Annotated in this window: 12 protein-coding genes and 1 pseudogene; 3 read left to right on the plus strand and 10 right to left on the minus strand. The window is 56.7% G+C overall.

Annotated elements, in window-relative coordinates:
• The first annotated feature begins 143 nt into the window (after window positions 1-143).
• On the plus strand, window positions 144-506 hold the full coding sequence (locus NKJ90_RS32205) for an FCD domain-containing protein (protein WP_352487677.1): 363 nt from the start codon (window positions 144-146) through the stop codon (window positions 504-506).
• 269 nt (window positions 507-775) lie between these two features.
• On the opposite strand, the gene NKJ90_RS32210 is transcribed toward NKJ90_RS32205, so the two are convergent.
• The 6 genes from NKJ90_RS32210 to NKJ90_RS32235 form a co-directional block, all read right to left on the minus strand.
• Window positions 776-1,921: a CaiB/BaiF CoA transferase family protein gene (locus NKJ90_RS32210; RefSeq protein WP_352487666.1), complete on the minus strand. Its 1,146-nt coding sequence runs from the start codon at window positions 1,919-1,921 to the stop codon at window positions 776-778.
• Window positions 1,922-1,970: 49 nt separating this feature from the next.
• The gene (locus NKJ90_RS32215; RefSeq protein ID WP_352487667.1) at window positions 1,971-4,019 is read right to left on the minus strand and encodes an acetate--CoA ligase family protein; all 2,049 of its coding nucleotides are present in this window, start codon (window positions 4,017-4,019) and stop codon (window positions 1,971-1,973) included.
• 219 nt (window positions 4,020-4,238) lie between these two features.
• Window positions 4,239-5,894, minus strand: coding sequence for an ABC transporter ATP-binding protein (locus NKJ90_RS32220; RefSeq protein ID WP_352487668.1), 1,656 nt, complete (start codon window positions 5,892-5,894; stop codon window positions 4,239-4,241).
• Window positions 5,894-6,718: an ABC transporter permease gene (locus tag NKJ90_RS32225; RefSeq protein ID WP_352487669.1), complete on the minus strand. Its 825-nt coding sequence runs from the start codon at window positions 6,716-6,718 to the stop codon at window positions 5,894-5,896. Before NKJ90_RS32225 ends, NKJ90_RS32220 begins: the two co-directional genes overlap by 1 nt.
• A 9-nt stretch (window positions 6,719-6,727) precedes the next feature.
• Complete coding sequence (locus NKJ90_RS32230) at window positions 6,728-7,687, minus strand: ABC transporter permease (RefSeq protein ID WP_352487670.1); 960 nt, start codon at window positions 7,685-7,687, stop codon at window positions 6,728-6,730.
• Between the two features lie 16 nt (window positions 7,688-7,703).
• Window positions 7,704-9,293, minus strand: a complete 1,590-nt coding sequence (locus tag NKJ90_RS32235; protein ID WP_352487671.1) for an ABC transporter substrate-binding protein — start codon at window positions 9,291-9,293, stop codon at window positions 7,704-7,706.
• Between the two features lie 771 nt (window positions 9,294-10,064).
• Between NKJ90_RS32235 and NKJ90_RS32240 the strand changes: the two are divergent.
• Window positions 10,065-10,628, plus strand: a pseudogene (locus tag NKJ90_RS32240) (transposase); the annotation flags it as partial.
• Between the two features lie 525 nt (window positions 10,629-11,153).
• Here the strand turns inward: NKJ90_RS32240 and NKJ90_RS32245 are convergent.
• From NKJ90_RS32245 to betB, 4 genes are all read right to left on the minus strand, one after another.
• Entirely contained in the window at window positions 11,154-11,924 is a 771-nt protein-coding gene (locus NKJ90_RS32245) for a crotonase/enoyl-CoA hydratase family protein (RefSeq protein ID WP_352487672.1), read from the minus strand.
• Window positions 11,925-12,325: 401 nt separating this feature from the next.
• The gene (locus tag NKJ90_RS32250) at window positions 12,326-13,198 is read right to left on the minus strand and encodes a MaoC family dehydratase (protein ID WP_502904960.1); all 873 of its coding nucleotides are present in this window, start codon (window positions 13,196-13,198) and stop codon (window positions 12,326-12,328) included.
• Between the two features lie 96 nt (window positions 13,199-13,294).
• A complete protein-coding gene (locus tag NKJ90_RS32255) occupies window positions 13,295-13,546 on the minus strand; it encodes a hypothetical protein (RefSeq protein ID WP_352487674.1) in 252 nt (83 codons plus the stop codon).
• A 581-nt stretch (window positions 13,547-14,127) separates the two neighbouring features.
• On the minus strand, window positions 14,128-15,582 hold the full coding sequence (gene betB / locus NKJ90_RS32260; RefSeq protein WP_352487675.1) for a betaine-aldehyde dehydrogenase: 1,455 nt from the start codon (window positions 15,580-15,582) through the stop codon (window positions 14,128-14,130).
• Between the two features lie 852 nt (window positions 15,583-16,434).
• Between betB and NKJ90_RS32265 the strand changes: the two genes are divergently transcribed.
• Entirely contained in the window at window positions 16,435-16,890 is a 456-nt protein-coding gene (locus NKJ90_RS32265; RefSeq protein WP_352487676.1) for a thioesterase family protein, read from the plus strand.
• Window positions 16,891-17,554: the final 664 nt, after the last annotated feature.

Genomic DNA, 17,554 nt, shown 5'->3' on the forward strand with positions numbered 1-17,554 from the left:
TGCCAAGCGAACAGTCGAAACCGTCTGTGACGCCATCGGCCAAATCCTCGGCGAGGTCACGTCAACCGAATGCCGAAATTACTTCCCGAGGCTGGCTATGCCCAACCTAAATTCATCCCGCTCTAGTTGGCAAGCCCAGCCCGATCCCGCGAAGCCAAAAAGACCTCGACCGGATCCGCACGCTCATCGCCATCTGCGACAAGGTTATGGACAACCCATCCCAGCGCGCCTTTCTTCGCCTCAATATGGATTTTTATTGGGAAATCTCGGCGATGACGGGCAACTTGGCGCTGCGAGAGCTCAATGAGCGGCTTTATCTCAAGGTCGTTCGCGTGGTGCTAAAAATGATGCCGAAGCTCGGTCTTGTTGAGGAGTTTCGCGCCTTCCGCAGCGAGATGGAGGCCGTTCTCGCCGCAGCTGAGATCGGTGATTGGGAGGCGATCGGGTATATCCGGCGAGCCCATCTCTCGATGAGCTTCAATCATATCATGACATATGCGGTTTGAGTGGATGGCTCATCGCATCGTCCAATAGGAGCGCGGCTGGCCTGGCGGACTCGATACATTCGGCATGAGGCGCGTCGATCGAACCATTGGCTTTCGGGCTTCGGCCTGCACAACTCGTTCCATGCGGTTACCTTCGCCCGGGCATATGGCATTGCGGCGAACGCCATTGGCACCGAGATCTGTTGGCAGACTTCGTGAGGCCGATCACCAGTTCGCGGCTGCGTAAGGAGCACGTAAGCCCACATTGGAACCATAAGATGTAAAAAGCATCAATCTCTTGATCCTAACACGCCGACTGCCTTCAGCTCGTTTAGTCGAGCCGTACCGAGGGCCAGTTCAGCCAGAACGTCGTCGGTATGAGCACCGCGAGGCGGCACCGAAGCTAATTCCGCTGACGGCGTAACGGAAAAACGCGGGGCCGGTGCAGCCTGCAAAACACCGTCGATAGTCTTGTAAATCTCTCGCGCGATAACGTGGGGATGCGCAGTCGCTTCTTCAGGTGACAGGACAGGTGCGAAACATGCGTCAGTTCCTTCAAGTAGAGTTGTCCATTCTGTTCGAGTCCTGGTTTTAAACCGCTCTGCAAGCTCATTTCCAAGTACCGACCAGAGTTCGGGAGTGCGCTGGCCATTCACGAAGCGATGATCATCTTCCAAGCCGAGCCGCTTGATGAGTTCCGCATAAAACTGAGGCTCCATCGGTTGAATGACGATCCATTCCCCATCTGCGCATTGATACGCACGATCCCAAAACTTGCCGTGCGCAGCCGGTCTTGAGGAAGCAAATTTTCCGCCGACATCGGGCAGGAACGAAATCAAAAGATTTAGGAGGTGGGCTGAGCCATCAATCATGGCAGCATCAACGACCTGGCCACGCCCGTCCTTTCGAGCGCTTAGAATGCCGCCTAGAATCCCTATCGCAAGATAAAGCGCCCCACCCGCGACGTCACCGAGCATAGTTGGAGGCGCCTCTGGCGCATTGCCAGGTTGTGTGGCAAGCCACAACGCACCAGAAATGGCGACGTAGTTTCCATCATGGCCCGCAGCTTGGATCAAGGGACCATATTGGCCCCAGCCAGTCATGCGCCCGTAGACAAGGGACGAATTGCGAGCAAGGCAGATCTCCGGCCCAAGGCCGAGGCGCTCCATTACCCCTGGCCGCATACCCTCGATAAGCGCATCTGCGCCCTCAATCAGTTGCAACACGGTCTCGACTGCCGCTGGCTTCTTGAGATCAAGGAGCACAGAGCGCTTACCCCGGCTGCAGAGCTCCCATGGCCTAGGCTGACCGATGTCTAAAGCGGGTCGCTCGATAGCGATAACTTCTGCACCCAGGTCGGCGAGCAGCATTCCACAGAATGGCCCAGGTCCAAGACCGGAAATCTCGATAATTTTTACGCCGGACAGAACGCCCATTTTACGATTCTCCACGTCTATGTTTTCTCTGATTACACAGTGTTCGTTTTTATTCAGACAGGACGATTCTGGCGTCAACCGCCACACAATTCTCCGGGCCGACAATAAGAGGATTGATCTCGACTTCTGCAACATTGCTATGTTGCGCCACAAATTCCGACATTGCTACTACAGATCTTGCCACAGATTGTATGTTTATTCTTGAGCTGCCTCTAAAACCTGCAAACAATGGTGCAATCCGCAAGGAATTTAGTAAGCGAAGCGCGGTCTTTTCATCGATCGGCGCGAGGGCAACAACCCTATCTCGCCACACCTCAGTTTTTGTACCTCCGGCGGCGACGACTACAGTTGGCCCAAATGCCGGATCACGTACGCCCCCAATCAACAGCTCGATAGCGTCGCGCGCCGTCACCATTTCCTCGACGCTAAAGCCGGCAGGCCGAAGCTTTTTGTCGAGATCCGCTACCTTCGCCCGTAGAGTTGCCTCATCAGGTATGCCGAGGATGACTGCACCGGAATCGCTTTTATGCAAGTTGCCTAACGCCTTCAGAACCACTGGATAGCCAATGCTTTCCGCTGCCGCCGCTGCACGATCTGCGTCTTCAGCATAGAGCGCTTTACTAAAAGCCACTCCGGCATCGGCAAGTGCACTCCTACTTCCGATATAATCTGTGTCTCTAGCAAATATGCTTGAGTTTTTAGACTTAATCAGTGTGCTAACCGGAGATCTATGACGACCGAGCTCCAAGCAACGCGCAGCTTCTTCTGCAAAGTCAAACACCGGGACCCGATATTCAGTGAATGCAATCATCGCAGGTTCGGCGGTTAGGGGCGTGGCAATAGATAGCGCCATACCAGACTGACTGCATATATCTCTGATATTAGCGGCCACTACACGTTCACCTTCGATGGTTCCCGCAGCATTATCGAAATCACCTGTCAAAAGGACGGAGTCGACCTCACCGGACGAAGCGATTGCTTGAAGGGCTGTTTGGAATGCCCCGAGATTGAACGCGACCCCTACCAGGTCGACAGGGTTTGCAATACCCGGACTTTTGGGCGAAATCTCTCTCAACGCTTTGATAAGGCCGGCGGAAAAAGCAGGCACTTCAAGGTCCGCAGCCACCGCTGCATCTGCCCCTAGCGTAGCTGTACCCCCGCCATCAGAGACGACAGCAACTCGGCGACTGCGAGCGCGAGTTGGGGCCTTCCCCCCCCGAATAGCCAGCAACAGATCACCCATGCCGCGCACTCGTACGACATCGAGCTCAGCGCATACGCTCGCCAAGATATCTTCGTTTGAGATCATCGACCCTGTATGGGAAGCCACACTCCGTCCAACAGCCTCTCCCGCTTGCGGAGCCAGAAGAATGACGTCCTTGCCAAGGCTTCGCGAATGCTCGACTGCCTCGAAGAGGCGCCGCCCATCTCGGAATTCCTCGATGTAAGCAGTGATTATCTTCGTGTGGGGATCCAGTGCAAATGACTCTATAAAGTCGGCCACAGACAGATCGGCTTGATTACCAACTGATACCGCGCGAGATAGCCCAAGATCCAATCGCTGAAGGCTTCTCCCGAGTCCCAGCATCACACTACCGCTCTGCGAGATGATACCTATGTCGCCCGGAGGTAGTGTCCAAAATCCAGTGCATGCAAAGTCGGCAGCGGCGTCGTATAGACCAACGCAATTGGGTCCAACAAGGCGTGCACCCGCCGCACGAACGAGTTCCCGCATCTCGTTTTCAAGCTGACCACCTTCTTTGCCAGCCTCTTTGAATCCTGCTGTGACGCACACAACGTAGCGTGCGCCCACATCCAGCACCTGGTCCAAAGCGCTCCGAACCTGAGCTGCTGGAACGCAAATCACTGCCAGCTCGGGCGCTACCGGTAGCGATTGCACCGAGGTATACGTTTCGCTTTCTAGGACGACCCCCCCCTTGTGGTTGACCAGATAGATATCCCGCCTAGATTTACCAAGCAAAAGTTGGCGCGCGTATTCAAATCCCCATTTCCCAGGTGTCGATGAAGCGCCAATTACCGCAACGGAACGAGGATTAAACAGGCCGCGAAGATCTGCAGTTGGACTAGTTGTATTCATTCTTTTCTCCTTAGGGTCGGCGCGAGAATTTCCAGATTGATGCACTGCTCAATCCGCTGCCATGAGATTTTACGCACGATGCTCACATAATCGTCCGTTGGGCGCGGATATTTTGATTGTGGAGGCGATCTATAGGTGGAGCGCTCTAAGCGGTCCTACCTGCGGCCTCCACCGGATACTTACCTTCCAAGATGAAGCCTTCGAAGCAGCATCCCCGTTTCAGTTGCCGCCGCTCGCCATCTTCCGGCTCGCTACCGCCTTTTCCAACCAACCAATCTCCATCTCCGGCACCGATGACAGCAGCAGGTCCGTGTAATTGTCGAAAGGGGGTGTCAGAACCTTGCTCTTCGGCCCGTAGCGCACCACCTCGCCGCGATACATCACCGCGATCGAATCGGCGATCGACTTCACGGTCGCCAGGTCATGGGTGATGAACAGATAGGCGACGTTTTCTTCCTTCTGCAACTCGAGCAGCAGCTTCAGGATGCCGTTGGCGACCAGCGGGTCGAGTGCCGAGGTTACCTCGTCGCAGATGATCAGTTTGGGCTTGGCGGCGAGCGAGCGGGCGATGCAGACGCGCTGCTTCTGGCCGCCGGAAAGCTCGGCCGGGTAACGGTCGGAAAAGCCCTTGCCCATCTCGATCTTGTCGAGCAGTTCGGCGACGCGCTTGTCGCGTTCGCGGCCGCGTATGCCGAAATAGAATTCGAGCGGCCGGCCGATGATGGTGCCGACCGTCTGGCGCGGGTTCATCGCCACATCGGCCATCTGGTAGATCATCTGCAACTGCTGCAGATCCCCCTTCGGCCGGTCGGCCAGCCGGTTTGCCAGCGGCCTGCCGTCGAAGGTGACTGTGCCTTCCTCGGGCGGTAAAAGCCCGGTGATGGCGCGCGCCAGCGTCGACTTGCCGGAGCCGGACTCGCCGACCACTGCCAGCGTCTGGCCCGGATAGATGTCGACGGAGACGTTCTTCAACACCTTGATATGGCTGCGGCCATAGGCAGCGGTAACGTTCTTGACCGACAGGAACGGCGTCGTGCCGGGCTTCTGCTCGGCATGCTCGATCTCGTGCACCGACACCAGCGCGTTGGTGTACTCCTGGCGCGGCTCCTTGATGATCTGCCTCGTGCCGCCCCATTCGACCAGTCGGCCATGGCGCAGCACCATGATCTCGTCGGAGACCTGGGCGACGACGGCAAGGTCGTGCGTGATGTAGAGTGCCGCCACATGCGTGTCGCGAATGGCATCCTTGATCGCCGCCAGCACGTCGATCTGCGTCGTCACGTCGAGCGCCGTGGTCGGCTCGTCAAAGACGATCAGGTCGGGCTCGGAGCACAGCGCCATAGCCGTCATCACGCGCTGCAACTGGCCGCCGGAGACCTGGTGCGGGAAGCGTTCGCCGATGGTTTCGGGGTTTGGCAGGCTGAGCTTCTTGAACTGGGCGACGGCGCGTTTCTCGGCCTCCGCCCGTGTCGCCGTGCCGTGCAGCAGCGTGGCTTCCACCACCTGGTCCATCAGCTTGTGCGCCGGGTTGAAGGCGGCCGCCGCCGACTGCGCGACATAGCAGACCTCGCGGCCGCGCAGCTTGCGAAAACCGTCCTTGCCGGCCTTGAGGATGTCGCGGCCGTTCAGCACGACCTCACCGCCGGTGATGCGCACACCACCGCGCCCATAGCCCATCGACGACAGGCCGATGGTCGACTTGCCGGCGCCGGATTCGCCGATCAACCCAAGCACCTTGCCCTTCTCGAGCGTCAACGAGACATCGTGCACCAGCACGATATTCTTCGGCGGTTCGCCGGGTGGGAAGACGGTCGCCTCGATGCGCAGATTGCGGATGTCTAGAAGCACGCCGGGTTTCGCTTTGCTCTCTGCCATCACCCGCGTCCTCCCTTCAGGCTTGTCGTCCTGTTGAGCACCCAGTCTGCAACCAGGTTGACCGAAATGGCCAGCATGGCGATCGCTGCCGCCGGGATCAGCGCTGCCCCGATACCGAAGACGATGCCATCCTTGTTTTCCTTGACCATGCCGCCCCAGTCGGCGTCAGGCGGTTGCACGCCAAGCCCGAGGAAGGACAGCGTCGACAGGAACAGCACCGCATAGATGAAGCGCAGGCCGAGTTCCGAAACCAGCGGCGACAATGCGTTGGGCAGGATCTCCCGGAAGATGATCCAGGCGCTGCCTTCGCCGCGCAGCTTCGCCGCCTCGACATAGTCCATGACGTTGATGTCGACGGCGACCGCGCGCGAGAGGCGATAGACGCGGGTCGAGTCGAGAATGCCCATGACCAGGATCAGTGTCACCAGGTTGGTCGGCAGCACGGATAGCACCACAAGGCCCATGATCAGCGTCGGGATCGACATCAAGAGATCGACAAGGCGCGACAGCAGCGTATCGAACCAGCCGCCGAACACCGCCGCCGAGAAGCCGAGGATGGCGCCGAGCGAGAACGACAGCGCGGTGGCCAGCACTGCGATGAACAGGGTGATGCGGGCGCCGTAGATCATGCGTGACAAGAGGTCACGGCCGAGATTGTCGGTGCCCAGCCAATGCGCCGCCGACATAGGTTCCCAGACATCGCCGACGATCTCGCCATTGTCATGCGGTGAGATCCAGGGCGCGAAGATAGCCGCCAGAACGAACAGTGCCGTCAGGATTATGCCGACCAGCGCGGGAATGGGGATGCGTTTGATATCGAGCATGCCCGCCCCCTATTTCGGATGTCGGAGACGCGGATTGGCGACGATCGCCGCTATGTCCGCAATGATGTTCAGGCTTATGTAGACGGCGGCGAAGATCAGGCCGACCGCCTGCACCACCGGCACGTCGCGTTTGGTCACGTGGTCGACGAGATATTGCCCCATGCCCGGATAGACGAAGATCACCTCGACCACGACGACGCCGACGATCAGGTAGGCGAGGTTGAGCATGACGACGTTGATGATCGGCGCAATGGCATTGGGAAAGGCATGCTTGCGAATGACATTGAAGGCCGACAGGCCTTTCAGCTCCGCCGTCTCGACATAGGCCGACTGCATGACATTGAGGATCGCCGCGCGTGTCATGCGCATCATATGGGCGAGCACGACCAGCGTCAGCGCCGTTGCCGGCAGGGCGATCGCCTGCATGCGCTCGCCGAACGGCATGCCTTCATAGACGGTCGAAATGCCGGGGAAAATCTGCCACTTCACAGCGAAGAAATAGACGAGCACATAACCGATGAAGAATTCGGGAAACGATGTCGAGGCCAGCGCCAGTCCGGAGATCAGCTTGTCTACCCAGCCATTGCGGTAGCGCACCGCAATCAGACCAAGAATGATCGCCAGCGGCACGGCGACGATTGCGGCGGTGAATGCCAAAACGAGTGTGTTGGAAAGTCGGCCCCCGATAGCGGTCCCGATATCCTGTCCAGTCGACATTGCGGTACCGAGATGGCCGGTCAGGATTCCGCCAAGCCAGTGGAAGTACCTGATATAAGCGGGATCGTTGAGGCCGAGCTGCTCGCGCAGATTGGCGAGCGACTCCGGCGTTGCCGATTGTCCGAGAATGGCTTGCGCGACGTCGCCGGGCAGGATCTGGGTGCCGGCGAAGATCAGGACCGAAACGGCCAACAACAGAAGGATGCCCAGCGCGACGCGCTGGGCTACAAGTTTCACGATGGGTGAAGACATTTACTATTCGTCGGACTTAGGCCGGCAACCAGCATTTTATTGGCGCCATGAGGTTCATCAAGGCCCGATTGGGGTCGGGGTTGTACCCTCCAAGCTTATTGGACACGGCATCAATAAAATCATTGAATGCAAACGCGATGGTTCCACCGTGATCACGCAAGAGATTAGCCACATCACTGTAAAGTTTCTGCCGTTTGCTCGGATCAAGCTCTGAACGGGCTGCTAAGACAAGCCGATCGAGCTCCGCATTCTTAAGATGCGTCTCGTTCCAAGGTGCAGTCGAAAGGTAGGTGAGGCTATACACCTGATCCTGCGTCGCCCGGCCCGCCCACAGACTGACAAAGAACGGCTTCTTACTCCAGACCTCAGTATAGTAGCCGTCGCCGGGCTCACGCTGGACACTGATCGGGATTCCGGCCTTTGCTGCGCTCTGCTGAAACAGCTGCGCGGCGTCAGTCGCACCGGAAAATACAGCGTCGGAAACGTGCAGTACGATTGGCGACCCGTCATGGCCCGACTTCTTATAGTATGCCGCTGCCTGTTCCGGATCGTATCGACGTTGCGGAATGGAGGCATCGAAAAACGGATAATTGGCGTTTATGGGCATATCATTGCCTACACTGCCAAAACCAGCAAGCACCTTCTTCACTATCTCGTCTCGATCAATAGCAAGCTTGAGCGCCATGCGAAGGTCTTCATTGTCGAAAGGAGCGGTATCAGTTCGCATGCTGAAAACATAGTGGCTTCGGCCGGTAACATTCTTAACGCTAATTCCCGGAGCAGATTTAAGTCGACCTACGATCTTGGGATCCACTAGATTAATCATATGGACCTGTCCTGACTGCAGTGCCCCGGTGCGGGCTGTCGCGTCATTGATGATAAGCACCTCATTCTCTTCGACGTGGCCGATAGCCGGATCCCAATAATTGGCAAATTTCCTAAATTGGTAGCGCACGCCAGCTTGAGGAGTTCCCTCAAGTTTGTACGGACCAGAACCGATACCGGAAGCTGGATCGCCCTTCCCTCCGTTCGGCTGTATGGACAGAGGAATTTCACTTAGCGCAAATGGAAAATCTGCGTTGGCACCCTTTAACGAAATTTTTACTGTATTGCCTTCCGTGGACAATCGGTCGATCTGGCTAAGACCCCCTTTCGCTATTGATTGTGACTTTTCATCCGAATGCCGCCGTATGGTTTCTACGACATCCTCAGCCGTGAGTGTTTTGCCGTTATGAAACTCAACACCGTTGCGAATTTTAAATAGCCAAGTGACACCATCACTTGACGAAGCTTCTTCTGCGATCCTGTATTCGAGCTGCCCCGAGGCAGACGTATTTACCAGAGTCTCACCAAACAGACGCAGGTTCAAAAAACACGCATCGCTTGTTGCAAGCGTCGGATCCAATGAGTCTGCACTGCCACCACCGGCAAAGCCGGTCTTCAAATGCCCACCCTTGATTGGCTTATCAGCAGCGAGTGCAAGACCAGGCATCATTGAGGCGGCGGCAGCGCCAAAACCAAGTGCTGACGCACGACCAAGAAACTCACGCCGCGACAGACGCCCAGCCATGAGGCTTTCTTTCAAGCTTTCCAATTCTTCAGTCATCGAGGTTCCCCTTTTTTGTGATTTGATTTTTCGTGCTTTGCATTTCCGCTTTGAGCGGGCGCGGGCCTTTTTGGCCGGCCGCCGACCATCCGGTGCTCTAACTAGAGACTGCGGCGCACTGATAATGTGTGGCGCGCCCGCCGCAACGCCGCGTCAAAAACGGGATGTCAGTGGCGGAAATGTGCGAGAGGTCGAACATTCGTAGCGATGAACGTCATTCGGTTCCTCCTAAACCGTTGATTTTTAAAATTATAGTCTGTCGCGATGCGTAGCGTAAAGCCAAACTCCGCTCAGCGGATGCTGGTATCCCTAGCAAATTGCGCTATTGGAATCGACAAATTGCGTTGCGGGTGATCCGAGGGGCGATTTTGATAGGCGGCTGTTGCGCTCCTCATGTTGCGCGGGCGAATGCCTATTGGGGTCCTTCCAGGGTAGCGGCATCTCTCAAGAGGAGAAGGAAGACGGTGCCCAAGTGGGAGAGCGGGAATCGGCAGCCGACGTCCTTACCGGCCTAAGGAAACCCTGACGACCGAATGAAAGTGTTCACGCTCGTCGGAAGCACGCGTCCTATCACGAGATCATGGTCATCGCCATCAAGCGACAGCAGGAGCCGCCCACGATCGGCGGCAATCTGCTGCAGGCAGAGATATCGGACAAGCGTAAGACCTTATGTCCTTGCGGGTTGCCGGCTGTGAGGTGGTTCGCCCTACACTGGCAGTGTTGAAACGAGGGTTGCTCGTCGAGCCTATCCTCATGCCAGGAGGACGAACCATGGAAGAATATAGCGAAGTTTTCGTAGGATTGGATGTTGCGAAGGATCGGCATGCTGTTGCTCTCGCCGAGAGCGGGCGTACCGGCGAGGTTCGATATGTCGGAGAGATACCGTGCGTCAGTACGCCGCCTCGTCCGCACGCTTGGACGCCCCGGTGTACGATTGAGATTTTGCTATGAGGCTGGACCCACCGGATACGGTCTGAAGCGGGAGATCGAAGCGCTTGGGTATGAGTGCGCCGTGATTGCTCCGTCTCTGATCCCGCGCAAGCCTGGCGATCGGGTCAAGACGAACCGCCGCGATGCCGAGAAACTTGCCCGGCTGTTCCGTGCCGGTGAGCTGACGGAGATCTGGACCCCGGACGCTGCTCATGTGCCAATCACGCGGCCTTCGTCGTATGCGTACTGCTCATGGTTGTCTTGGCTTCGTTCGCGGCGAACGATCGACCAGCGAGAAGTCAGACAGGGGTATGACCAAGGCAGGGAACGGTCGCGCTCGCAATATGCTGGCAGAACGTGTGGACCTATAGGCATCCACCGCGAGTCGGTGCGAAGAAGCTGTACTGTCTGGCGCAGACACACCGAAAAGGTGCAGGGGACCACCTGACACCGCAGACAGTGGTGCGGAGCGGCCTGATGCAATCCCTGCCGAGCCGCGTCACCGCTGGTGGAACGAAACGAGTGCCGGGTTAATGGAATATGGCGAGGCGCTTGGCGTAAACGTCTCGGCGGTTGCCCGTGGTCACTCTGTAACCCCCAGTAGGTATTTGCATCGAATGACAAGGCGTTCCGCCCGGGCCTCACTGCTTCTTCCGAAAGGGCGGCTGCCGAGAGGTGGCTGCAAAAGGGGGAGATAGTGCAGGCGATAGACTGTGCGCGCGACCTGAAGGGTTCTGGATCATCGTAGCTATTCAAAGAACGACGATGAGAGCGATAGAACGGACGTGAGGCGCCTTTTTCGAGCGGTGATCGAGGACTCCGCCGAGCGCCTCCAAAAGCCAAGCGTTGCGCTGTCCTTCGATGTCCAGTGGCGAGTACCTGTCTTAGTTGACGAGAAGCTGCCGCCCACCCACAGGGGAGCCGACAGATCTAACGACCTTTCCAAACAGGTTTGCGTTTCTCGGCGAAGGCGAGTAGTCCCTCGCGCTCATCTTCTGAGCCAAACACTTTCTTGATGATTGGAAGCTCGACAAGTCTGTCTTCGGTCGACTGCGCGTCAAACGTCTGGAATATCATCTCCTTGCTTGCTACCAGCGCGAGCGGAGCATTAACGAGGAGCAACTGCGCAAGCTTCAATGCTTCTTCGAGCGCTTTGCCAGGCTCCGCGAGACGATTCACGACCCCGAACCGCTCGAAGTAGGACGCTTCCTTAAATTCGCCCGTGAGTGCGAGCTCCATTGCTAGATGATAGGGCATGCGCGCGGGAAGCCGAACAAGGCCGTATGTCGCCAGTAGGTTGTGTCGAACTTCCGGCAAGCCGAACTTGGCATTACGAGCTGCTACGATCATGTCGCAGGCAAGACACGTCTCGAATCCACCCGCTACCGCGTAGCCCTCAACTGCGGCAATCAGTGGTTTATGCGGTGGTCGGGCCATAATACCGAAGCTGCCTCTACGCAGCTGAGGCTGCGTTCCTTCAGTGGCAGCTGCTTTCAAATCCATTCCCGAGCAGAAATTTCCGCCGGCACCTGTCAACACTCCAACCAACAACTCTTCTTCGTCTTCCAGTAAATCCATCGCTTCTTGCATGGCTTCTGCAGTCTTAGCATCAATTGCGTTCCTTACTTCGGGACGATTGATGGTAATGACGAGAACATTACCGCGTTGCTCGGTGACAACGCGTTCGGCTGACTTACTCATTGATCTTTCCTCATCCATTAAAACCGCTGTGACGCAATTGGCAGCGCTAATTCGTGCAAGATGCCTAGTCGGTGCGCCGGTCCAACCCAGTTGCTGCTCTCTAACCGCCAGCTGAGCTGCGTCCAAGCCGAGCTCCCTTGCTGCCTCTGTCCACATCCAGCGCTCTTCGGGCAACGGGAACCTTGTGCGAATCCAGGCGATGGGTCGCGCGCCGTTCAAGCGGTTGCTTGGCTAGGCGGGAACGCCGGGATATGGAGCGAGACGTAAAACCTGATCGTTCGTTCCTCGCCTCGAGCTCTGCTTCACCGCGCGGCATAACCCTTTGCGCACTCGCTTGATCATCGAAGTACGGCTGCCGATGCTCGCGGAACAACCTCAGACATTGAAAAGAATTTCTGCTTTCACGTGGAGCGAGAGGGCTCTACCGTAGCTCTGCCGTTGTTGAGGACGACAACACCACGTTCGGGAACGCTACTGCGAAAACTGACGGTCGAACCGTCGCGCCACATTTCGGTACGAATGGTATCTCCGGGGTAGACGGGAGCTGAGAACCGTACCTTCATTGCCGTTAAACGCGACGGATCGTATTCACAAGTCTCACGCAGCAAGGCATGGCCAGCGACGCCAAAAGTACAGAGGCCATGGAGGATTGGGAATTCGAAGCCTGCAACGCTGGCCACTTCCGGATCCACATGAAGTGAATTGTCGTCACCGCTCAATCTATAGATGAGAGCAGCTCTTTTATCTGTTTTGTAATCCCAGACCGCATCAGGAGCCCGGTCGGGAATGGGATGAGGTGATGGTGCACCATCGGCTCGACCACCGAAGCCGCCATTGCTCCTGCAGACTTCAGTTGACGTTAAGGTCGCTATTTTTCGACCCGTCGAAGGCTCTCGCAGCTCATTGCTGGAGTAGATGAAAGCTCCTTTGTCGCCCCTATCCAAGATGTCAAGCACCTTGGTGGTGCCAATAACGGCACCTTCAACTGGCAGAACTTCATGGAGCTCAAACCCTTGTTCGCCGTGCAACACATTTTCCCATGTGATGCCGAGCGACTCGTCCTGATGCCAGAATCCAGGCGTGGCGAGCACGGTAGCCATCGTCGGCAAAGCCAGCATCCGCTGCTCGTAGACGAAGCGCAATTGCCGGGGATCTGTAGGAGGATCCCCTAGTCCTACACCTAGGGCGTACAGGGCTGTATCTCTACGGGAAAAGCAGTGTTCGACCGGCTCAAACTGCCGATTCAGTATGCGCTCTACGGAGAAATTCGTCATTTCACATTACCGACGAGATGATTTTTACATGATCGCCTGGATACCGCGGATGCTTCGCTGACCGCGCCACTGTGTAGCCCATTAATCCTGCTTCCCTCAGAAGAGTTGGTAACCATTTGGCTCTAAATCAGCAGCATACTGCCCAGCAGCACCTACATCTTGCATGATAGCATTGCGCGAAATGGCATCTCGAGGAAGAGAAATTAACGTCATCTGCTGGGTGAGTTTTTTTGCGCTGGTGAATGCTGCACGGAGGAAGCCGCTTTCTCCTGTTAATTTATGGCCTGTATAGGATAGCTTGAAGCGAGAGAGCTTTGAGGTCGCCCGCTGCACCGTCGCCCGGCTCATGTCGCCGATGAACCTGCAAGGTTCATTCGGGGAAGTCGACCCGCACGACGTTTCCGCACAAGACGCCTCCGAACCCGCTAGGATCGCGTGACCTGTCAGTTCAAAGCCCTGCGCCGAACTGGTTGCGGGTTTCGCATTTCACCTATGTTTCTACCTGGCTGGGCGCCCACTTGGCTTTAGTGATCCACGCTTCCCTCGTGGCGTCGTCGGCTTGGTGAGCCGGACGGGCACATGCCGGGTTCGTCCTCGTTGCTCTGGAGAACGCTCCTTCGCCAGCGCGAGCCTGCTCCTGAGGGCTTGCCGGCATCGACCGTCGCGCTCGCTCGCCCGTCGACCTTCGATTTGATGGACGGTTTGATCGCAGGTCAAAGCCCTTCGAAAGTTGGTTTGCGCTTCTCAGTAAATGAACGTACTCCCTCCGCACAGCAATTCACCTGTACGTGAAACGATTTCTACTGCTTGGGACAATACAGTGATGCCCCACCGTCGACCGACAGCTATAGCGCTTTCAAGCATTACCAGTTTTTCATTTGAGCAGCGAAAATAATTGATCTAGATTACATCTGGTCTTTGAATGCATTTTAGTATGGCGCTCGAACTTCATTCAATGAAACATAAATCGTCTTCATCTCTGTATATTGCTGTAACGCAATTTTAGAATTTTCGCGACCGACACCAGATAATTTTGAACCACCAACAGGAATTTCGACCGGCATAACGTTATAGGTGTTGATGAAGCAAATTCCTGCTTCGAATGCCTTGGAAACCCGGTGAGCCCGCGTAAGGTCGTCAGTGAATACGCCTGCCGCCAAGCCGAACTCTGTGGCATTTGCTCGTACGACTACCTCCTCTTCGGTGTCGAACTCCAGCACTGACATGACGGGACCAAAGATTTCCTCGCGCGCTATCGTCATTTCGTCAGTCACATCAGCAAACACCGTCGGCTGCACAAAAAAACCTGGCCTGTTTAGCTGAAATCCTCCGTAAACAAGTCGCGCACCCTCCGCGAGGCCCTGGGCAATATAAGTCTTCACTATCTCCAACTGGCGTTGACTTATCATAGGTCCGAAGTTGACCTGAGGGTCCATAGGGTCGCCGATTCTAGCCGATGCCAGTCTAGAACACAGCCTTTCAAGGAAGGCTGCTTTTATTCGTTTCTGAACGAAGACGCGCGTGCCATTGGAGCAAATCTGGCCTGAAGAGAAGAAGTTTCCAACTATGGCACCACTCACGGCACTCTCAAGGTTCGCGTCGTCAAAAACGATTAGTGGAGATTTTCCGCCAAGTTCCATTGTGATGTGCTTCATCCCCTCGGCCGCAGCAGCATATACTTTGCGCCCCGTCGGGACAGACCCGGTCAGGGACACTTTGGCGACGCGCCGATCGGCGACGAGCGCGGCTCCAACATCGCCGTAGCCCTGCACAACATTGAAGATGCCCTTCGGAGCACCGGCTTGCACAAGCACTTCCGCAAGCTTCAGCGCAGATAGCGGTGTCGTTTCGGAGGGCTTGAAAATCATAGCATTGCCGCAAGCTAACGCGGGGGCCGCCTTGAAACAGGCGATTTGAATCGGATAATTCCAAGCGCCAATACCCACACATACGCCAAGCGGCTCCGGTATCGTAAAGGCAAAGTCTCCATTCGCTAAGGTAATGTACTCACCAGTCCAGCTTGCAGCCAGACCGCCAAAATACTCTAATGCATCAGCACCGATAGAAGCATCTGCCACGAGCGTCTCCTGAATTGGTTTGCCGGTGTCATGCGTCTCGAGTACAGATAGGTCGTAGTTGGTGGCACGCAATATTTCTGCTGCACGGTTCAGAACGCGCCCACGCTCGGCTCCTGTCGCAGCGCCCCAGTTCTTTTGCGCGCTCTTTGCTGATTGCAGTGCCTTTTCCACTATAGCCGGGGTGGCAGCGTTAAGCCGCGCGATTGTCTCGCCGGTTGCCGGATATATAACCTCGATTGGCTCCCCGGCCGTGCTCTCAACATATTCTCCATCGATGAAGTGGCTGGCCTTGGGCTGAAATTTCATTCCGTTTGGACCCCGAGTTCACTATGTAGGCATGAGTCTGTTTAAGGGCGACAAACCCGCCCCTGTGCAGACACACCAGCTGCTAGGTTCAGATCACCGGTATCATCCTTGGCCATGGTTGGGAGCGCAAAAAAAGTAATGCGGTTGGTGATTTTCTTTCGCCTGACCCGCGCCGAAAGCTCCACTATAAGTCGGCATCGAGGCAGACTGGAGCAGGCCAATGTTATTTAGGGGCAACCCATCACTGCGACGTTCCACGCGCACGGATTTCAGCCGTGACGCGTCATCGTCGATTCCGATGGTATGGGTCAGGACCGCTTCGTTGGCGGACGGGCGGCGAACGCAAGGCCGTCACGCCTTCAGAAACGCCATGTCTGTTGATACGCGTTTCATTACCGCCTCCCAAGGCGCCTGAGGGTGCCGCGCGGCCTACGTGCGGCTGATTGGTCGTGGCCGGTTTTGCGGCCGCGCGGCACCCCCAAACTATGTGAAGAGTAATGACATGGCGGGCTTTGAGCGGCCTTCTCCGGCGCCATGTTGTTTGCCGAATGTGACGCTGACGTGATTGCAGGGGAGCGTGCAGTCGCTGACGCACGCGGATATCTGCTTGGCTTCCTTTTCGCGCTGGAGGGGGTGTTGCCATATCCTATATCACAGCGCACGCTACAGCGCCGTCAACACGGTTCTCGGTCATCGGGTCGGCGGAACTGTGCATGTGTCCCGCGGGATGGTCGCGCGCACCGAAAATGTGCCCTGAAGATTTAACAAATGCGAAGGGATGAGCGATCGTGGACGGGCAATTTCGGTCTGCCACAGCGGGCTCAGCCAGAAGTGGGAGCAATTTCGCCTGCCATGGTAATCGAGAGGGACTGGATAGACTACAACGGCCATCTGAACATGGCCTACTACCACGTGCTCTTCGACCGCGCCGGAGAGGATGCTTTCGAGAAGATCGGGCTTGGTGCCAGTTACGCACGCACGCGCGCCTTGTCGAATTATTCTGCCGAAGTCCATGTCTGTTATGTGAGAGAACTTCACCTGGGGCACAGCGTCACTGCTACCTTCCAGTTGCTGGACAACGACGAGAAGCGCTTGCACTTCTACCAAGAGCTTCGCCACATCGACGGATGGCTGGCAGCAACGTCAGAACAGCTATCCCTTCACGTCGACATGGCAGGTCCGAAGGTGGTGCCATTTCCCGCCGACATCCTTGCGGGCCTGGAACGGCTGCAAGCCAACCACGCATTGCAGGATGTCCCCATCCGTGCTGGTCGAGCGATCGCGATCAGGAGGAAGATGCATGAATGATTCTCCTAGTCCTCTTAGTCCTCGGACGAAATCGACGGTGTTGCCGGCATTTGGTTGAGTTCTGCCACATGGACGCCGATGCGGCATTCGAAGGTGCGCCGTCCATGGCGAGCAGAAGGAGATTTACTTCTGGTGCGAACCTGGACTTCACTGACATGGCCGCCACCGGCATCGCGGTCGCAGCCAAACGCTCGATCACTGCTCCACCATTTCCGGCTCGCTCATTCCGACTTCGAACACGCACATGCTGCGTTCCGCAGTGAGAAGTCTTGTCGATGGCTGGGCCTGTGCGTTGCCTATCGGAGCTATCTATACAGATTTCTTCCCTTATGAAGTAAGCGCGTAGGCATCCCCACGTAGCGTGCAGGCGGTTGGTCGCTCATTTTCAGCATGAATCATGCGGAGAATCCTGTGAGCGACAGTATGAGCCATCATCGAACATTCGAGATTTTGACGGCGGAGCCTGTGCCGTCCCGACGCAAGCCGCGCCATCGGTCGGACGAAGAGAAGGCACGGCTTGTCGCCGAAGCCTTCTCGCCAGGGGGTAATGTGTCGGCAGTTGCGCGTTCCGAGGGGACAGGCTGGACCCCTCGCAGCTCTATGCATGGCGCCGCAAGGCGCTTTCGTCGGGCATGGTTGCGCCACTGACGGAGGCAGCGAGCAA

Origin of the sequence: Mesorhizobium sp. M0051 (genome assembly GCF_040323235.1) — a bacterium.
GTDB lineage: Bacteria > Pseudomonadota > Alphaproteobacteria > Rhizobiales > Rhizobiaceae > Mesorhizobium.